Here is a 5,953-nt window from a genome sequence, read left to right as displayed (position 1 = left end):
GTTCCATGTCTGGGTCCTTTGGATGTCACGCGTTTTGGTTTGACTCTACCAGTTTACCGGCTTTGCGCGTTCATGGAAAACATAGAGGAATGCACGAAGACATGGACATATCCATTGGCGGCGGGCGGCGGCGGAAGGTGGGTCGGGACGGCGCGCGTCAGGAGGCGGGTTTGACGTCGCCGAATCGGCGTTCGCGTCTGGCGTAGGTCTGGAGGGCCCGTCGGAGGTGGGATTCACGGAAGTCGGGCCAGAGGACTTTGGCGATGTGGAATTCGGTGTAGGAGAGCTGCCAGAGGAGGAAGTTGCTGAGGCGTTTTTCGTTGGCGGTTCGGATGAGGAGGTCGGGGTCTGGGATGTCGGCGGTGTAGAGCCGCTGAGCGATGGTCTGGGGGGTGACTTGGTCGGGGTCGAGGCGTTTGGCGGCGGCATCGCGGGCGATGGCCTGGACGGCGTCGGTGATTTCGACGCGGGAGGAGTAGTTGAGGGCGAGGGCGAGGACCATTCCGGTTCCGCCGGCGGTGGCGTCGCGGGTTTCGTGGAGTTTTTGGACGACCAGGTCGGGCAGTTCCTGTTCGCGGCCGACGTGGACGAGGCGGACGTCGTGCTCGATGAGGGTGTCGCGTTCGTGGACGAGGTACTCGGCGCAGAGGTGCATGAGCAGTTCGACCTCTTCGCGGGGGCGTTTCCAGTTTTCGGTGCTGAAGGAGTAGAGGGTCAGGAAGCGGATGCCGAGTTTGCGGGCTTCGAGGGTGATGCGTTTGACGGTTTTGGCGCCCTGCCGGTGGCCTTCGAAGCGGGGCAGTCCGCGTTGGCGGGCCCATCGGCCGTTGCCGTCCATGATGATGGCGACGTGTTGGGGGATCTGCTGCGGGGTCAGTCCCAGGAGTTTCTGAACGTCGTGGAGTTTTGGAGCCATCGAAGCGTCTCTCCGGCTGCGGCGCGCGGGCTACAGGGTCAGCGCGATGGTTTCAGTTTTTTCGGCGCCGACGCTGACGATGGAGATGGGCCGGTCCATCAGTTCCTGTAGGCGGCGCAGGTAGTTGACGGCCGGCTTGGGAAGGTCTTGCTGACGGCGGATCGGTCGGAGGTCCTCCTGCCAGCCGGGCATTTCCTCGTATTCGACCTCGACGTCCTTGAGCACGTGGACATCGGTGGGGAAGAAGTCGATCCGCCGGCCGTTGTGGCGGTAGGCGACGGCGATGCGGAGGATGTCGAGGCCGGTCAGGACGTCGAGCTTCATGACGCCCAGGACGTCGGTGCCGTTGACGTCGGCGCTGTAGCGGCCGACGACGGCATCGAACCAACCGGTGCGTCGCGGGCGGCCGGTGGTGGTGCCGTACTCGCCGCCGCGGTCGCGGATCTGCTGACCGGTGTCGTTCGTCAATTCGGACGGGAACGGACCGGCTCCGACGCGCGTGGTGTAGGCTTTGATGATGCCCAGCGAGGTGTTCAGGGCCTTTGGCGGCAGGCCGGTTCCGGCGAAGAGGCCGCCGAGGGTGCAGTTGGAGCTGGTCACGAAGGGGTAGGTTCCGTGGTCCAGGTCGAGCAGCGAGCCTTGAGCGCCCTCGAAGAGCATCCGCTTGTTGTCGCGGAGGGCCCGATGGAGGAATTCGGTGGTTTCGCAGATGTACGGAGCCAGGCGGTCGGCATATCGGCGGTACTCGTCGCGGATCTGCTTCCAGTCGAGGGCGTCGCGGCCGTAGAGTGCTTTGAAGGTTCGGTTTTTGGCGTCGACGATCTGTTGGAGTCGTTCGTCGAAGCGGGCCTGGTCGTACATTTCGGCGATGCGAATGCCGTAGGAGCGGGTGGCCTTGTCGGCGTAGCAGGGCCCGATGCCGCGGCAGGTGGTGCCGATGGAGCCCTTGCCGAGTCGTTCCTCGCTGAGGCGGTCTTCGAGTTTGTGGTAGGGCATGACCAGGTGGGCTTTGGTGGAGATTTTGAGGTTGCCGTCGATCCGGACTCCCCGGGCCTGAAGTTCGTCGATTTCCTTGAGGGCGGTTTCGGGGTCGAAGACGACGCCGTTGGCGATGACGGCGGTGACGCCCGGCCAGAGGATTCCGGAGGGGATCAGGTGCATGGCGAATTTCTGGTCGCCGACGACGACGGTGTGTCCGGCGTTGGCTCCGCCGCCGAAGCGCACAACGAGGTCGAACCCGCCGAACGGGCCCTTCGGCTCGGTCATCCAGTGGACGATTTTGCCCTTGCCCTCGTCGCCCCACTGCAGACCGATGACACACACGTTTCCAGGCAGGTTTAACGGCATAGTCCGCACCGTCTCCGATTTCCGGTCCATGGCACGAAAAAAGTCAGCCCCGAGAGCTGACCTGACGCGTCCCAAAAGTCACCAGATTATCGTAGCTGTCGGGTGGCGTGAATTCAAGGCAAAGTTGGGGGTTTATTGGCTCGCGGTTTGGCGGGTTTTTGGGTGGATTTGGGCCTGTCCAAGGCAGAAGAGGGGCACGGAGCACGCGGATGACGCGGAGGAACGGGTAAGGCAGAGCAGGGAGAGGAGCTCATGGGCGTCGGAGGCGGCGGAAGACGGGAATTTGGATGAGGATGCCGGCGGCGACGCAGGCGGCGGCGGCCTGGTAGGTGAAGGATTCACCAACCAGCCGGCCCAGGACGCCTCCGATGAGCATGGAGCCGATGGCCAGCCCGATGGAGACGACGAGTTCATGGACGGCCATGCTGGCGGTGCGGCGGGCGCTTTTGGAGACGCCGTAGAACATGTGCGAGAAGTAGACGACGGTGTAGCCGCCCATGATCAGGATCACGCCGAGGTAGATGGTCAGGCTGTCGGCGGCGAGGGAGAGGATCACCCCACCCGCAACGACAGCGAGTTGTACGGCAATCAGCAGTGGGAAGTTGTATCGCCAGATAATCATTTTGGCCAAGGCCAGCGAGACGGCCATGATGGCAACGGATCGGAGGGCCACGCCGAGGGCGAAGACGGACGGGTCGAGGGCCAGCGAGGTGACCAGCGAGGCCAGAGGGGAAGCGGTGGCGCCGGCTGCGATGCAGGTGAAAAACAGGGCGATGCGGGCGACGCTGCGGTAGGCCTTCAGAAGACGGGCCTGGTCATCGGCGGGCGGTTCGGCGAGGGCTTGCCGGCCGGCCGGTCGGGTTTTGGCGCAGGTGCGACGGCGTCGAACCCCCGCGAGGGCGACGATTGTCGCCAGGAGGATGGCGATCATGGCCAGGAAGACAGCGTGGAAGGAGACGGCGACGAGCTGTCGGGCCAGGAGCGAGCCGATGACGGCGCCGGAGGACCAGCCGAGATTGTGGCAGCTCAGCCGCCGCTGGAGACGCGGGCCCTCATAGCCGGAGGAAAGCCAGCCGCTCAGGGGCGACCAGAACATGCTGGCCAACGCCCCGGCCAGGCTGACCGCGACCAGCACCATCGCCACCGAGGTTGACGCCATGAGCAGGAGCGTGGTGCCGATGCTCAGCGACGCCGCGGTCAGGACGAGACGCTTGACCCCGATTCGGTCGGCGTGGGGGCCGATCGCCAGGAGGGCCAGGACGTAGATTCCGAACCAGAGCCCCCCTACCGCTCCGACGGCCAGTTGCTCGCCGCCTAATTCGATCACGAGCAGCGGGGCGGCGACCAGCAGGAGGTTCATCTGCGCCGCGAAGAGGAATGCTCCGATCACCTGGCCGAGTTGGGAGTATCGCCAGTAGCGGAGGAGGCGCGGTCCGGGCCTGCGCCGATTACGGCGGGCGACGGCGATACTGGATGGCGGGCTGACGTTCACGGCTGGCTCCTGGCTCGCAGGATTGTTAACAATCGCGAGTGGGCGATAGCGTGTCAAGAGCCAAAGAGACATTGGTCAGTGGCGGCGTATTTGCGGGGCGGCGGAAACGCGGGGTGTTCAGCCGGCGGCGTGGCGGCGTGCGGCCAGGTAGATGATGGTTTGGATCAGGACGCCCGCGACCAGGGCGGCGGCCACCAGCCGGTAGACCAGGCGTTCGCCGAGGTATTGGCCGAGGAATCCGCCGAGGACCAGGGCGCCGATCACCATGCCCAGCGAGAGGACAATTTCGTGGACGGCCATGCTGGCGGAGCGGCTTGGGCTGTTTGAGACGCCGTAGAAGAGGTGGGAGAAGTAGACGGTGGCGTATCCGAGGGTGGTCAGGACGATGCAGGCGTAGATGGCTGGGGCGGTTCCGCTGGCGGCGAGGACGATCATGGCGGCTGCGGTGAGGGTTTGGAAGGCGGCGAGCCAGCCGAAGTTGTAGTGCCAGATCGTGATTCGGGAGAGCACCAGCGAGGCGCAGACGATGGTGAGGGAGCGGACGGCGAGGGCCCAGGCGTAGTGGGTTTCGCCCAGTCCCAGCGAGTCGATGAAGGACGCCAGCGGGGAGGAGGTGGCTCCCATGGCCAGGCATATCGCCAGGAGGGCCACTCGCGAGATGAGCCGGTAGCCTTTGAGGCGCTGGGCCTGTCGTGAGACGGCTGAATCGTGGCGATGCGAGGCGGCATGCGGCGGCTGGCGGGTGAGGGTTCGGCGCGGCCGCACTCCGGCGACCAGGAGCATCATGGCGATCAGGCATGCGATCGCGGCCACGAAGGGCGCCTCGTGCGAGATTCGCATCAGCAGTCCGCCCAGCCAGGCTCCGCAGATGGAGCCGGAGGACCAGCCGAGATTGAAGTAGCCCAGCCGGTGCTGGAGTCGCGGGCCCTCGTAGCCGGTGGAGATCCAGCCGATCAGTGGCGGCCAGAACATGCTGGCCAGCGAGCCGGCCAGGCACACGGCGATCAGCAGCATGGCGACGGACGCGGCGGTCATCATCAGGACCACCGAGACGATGGTCAGTACGGCGGCGAGGAGGATGAGGCGCTTGGTGCCGATCCGATCGGCGCGCGGCCCCATCAGGAACAGGGCCAGCACGTAGACGCCGAACCACAGGCCGTTGATGGCCCCGACGGCCAGTTGCTGGCCGCCGAGGGCCATGACCCGCCAGGGCAGGACCACCAGGCAGAGGGTAATTTCGGTGGCGTAGAGGAAGGGGGCGATGTAGAGGGCCAACGGGGAGTAGCGCCAGTATCGCAGCATGGCGGCAGTACGGGTCCGGCGGTGCAGGTAGCGGTCGGCCAGCGTGCCTGCGTGCGCGGCATGCTCCGCGGTCGATCCTGATGTCAGGTCCACCGGGTGTCTCACCGTCCCTCCTTCGTCTGGTCGCAAAAAGCACGCATTATCGATGACGGCTTGCGGTTGTCAATGGCCGCGGCATCGATTCTGGCATCCCTGTAGCCCGTGCGACAGCGCAGGTCGTGGCGGACTCTTAACAAAAATGATAATCTATGATTAAAGGTAAAGTTCTATTTGTAACATTGAAGATTGCCGGGCTTTTCGCTACACTGGTTGGTGTTCGCGGTGCGTTCGCGAGGTTGGCAGCGGGTTGACGTCCATTCTTCAGGAACGAGGAGAGAAGAAATGAAGCAGCGTGTTGGATGGGTGGTTCTGTTTCTGTTGATCATTTCCATCGGGCAGACGTGTCGTGGCGAGAGAATTCTCGCCGCTGACACGTATCTGGACAAGCTGGAGGGGATGTGGATTGGGCAGATCATGGGCAACTATGCGGGTCGGCCATATGAAGGGAGCACGGCCCGCGGCGGCTTGAGCGTTACGGTCGACTGGAACTTCGTTTCCACCACGGAGCCCTGGAGCGGTGACGACGACACGTGCTTCGAGTACATGTACCTGGATGCACTCAAGGGCAACGTGGACCCGGATAACCAAGCCATCCGTCAGACGTGGGAAAGCCACGTTCCCCTCAATTCATTTTTTATCGCCAACCGGCAGGCCCGGTATCAGATGGCCAAGGGTCTGACTCCGCCGGAGACGGGCGGGATCCACCACAACGCCCACTGGTACGCCATCGACGCCCAGATCACCAGCGAAAGCGTGGGCGCGGCCACACCGGGTCTTCGCCAGCGGGCGGCTGATCT

5 protein-coding genes are annotated in these 5,953 nt (G+C 64.5%); 1 reads left to right on the top strand and 4 read right to left on the bottom strand.

Translation table 11 applies throughout. The annotated features are described in order from the left end of the window. Window positions 1–157 precede the first annotated feature (157 nt). The 4 genes from GXY33_15740 to GXY33_15725 all read right to left on the bottom strand — a co-directional run bounded on the left by GXY33_15740 (window position 158) and on the right by GXY33_15725 (window position 5,162). Window positions 158–916, bottom strand: coding sequence for an isoprenyl transferase (locus tag GXY33_15740; GenBank protein NLX06590.1), 759 nt, complete (start codon window positions 914–916; stop codon window positions 158–160). Window positions 917–946: 30 nt separating this feature from the next. Next, window positions 947–2,263, bottom strand: a complete 1,317-nt coding sequence (locus GXY33_15735) for an adenylosuccinate synthase (GenBank protein NLX06589.1) — start codon at window positions 2,261–2,263, stop codon at window positions 947–949. A 250-nt stretch (window positions 2,264–2,513) separates the two neighbouring features. Then, window positions 2,514–3,755, bottom strand: a complete 1,242-nt coding sequence (locus GXY33_15730; GenBank protein ID NLX06588.1) for an MFS transporter — start codon at window positions 3,753–3,755, stop codon at window positions 2,514–2,516. Between the two features lie 117 nt (window positions 3,756–3,872). Continuing rightward, complete coding sequence (locus tag GXY33_15725) at window positions 3,873–5,162, bottom strand: MFS transporter (GenBank protein NLX06587.1); 1,290 nt, start codon at window positions 5,160–5,162, stop codon at window positions 3,873–3,875. Between the two features lie 276 nt (window positions 5,163–5,438). On the opposite strand from GXY33_15725, the gene GXY33_15720 reads away from it, so the two are divergent. Continuing rightward, window positions 5,439–5,953, top strand: a 515-nt coding sequence (locus GXY33_15720; protein NLX06586.1) for a hypothetical protein, incomplete at its 3' end; no start/stop codon positions are given.

This window comes from Phycisphaerae bacterium (genome assembly GCA_012729815.1).
GTDB lineage: Bacteria > Planctomycetota > Phycisphaerae > JAAYCJ01 > JAAYCJ01 > JAAYCJ01.
The sequence above is the reverse complement of the archived record's forward strand: the minus strand, read 5'-3'. Positions and strand labels throughout refer to the sequence as shown.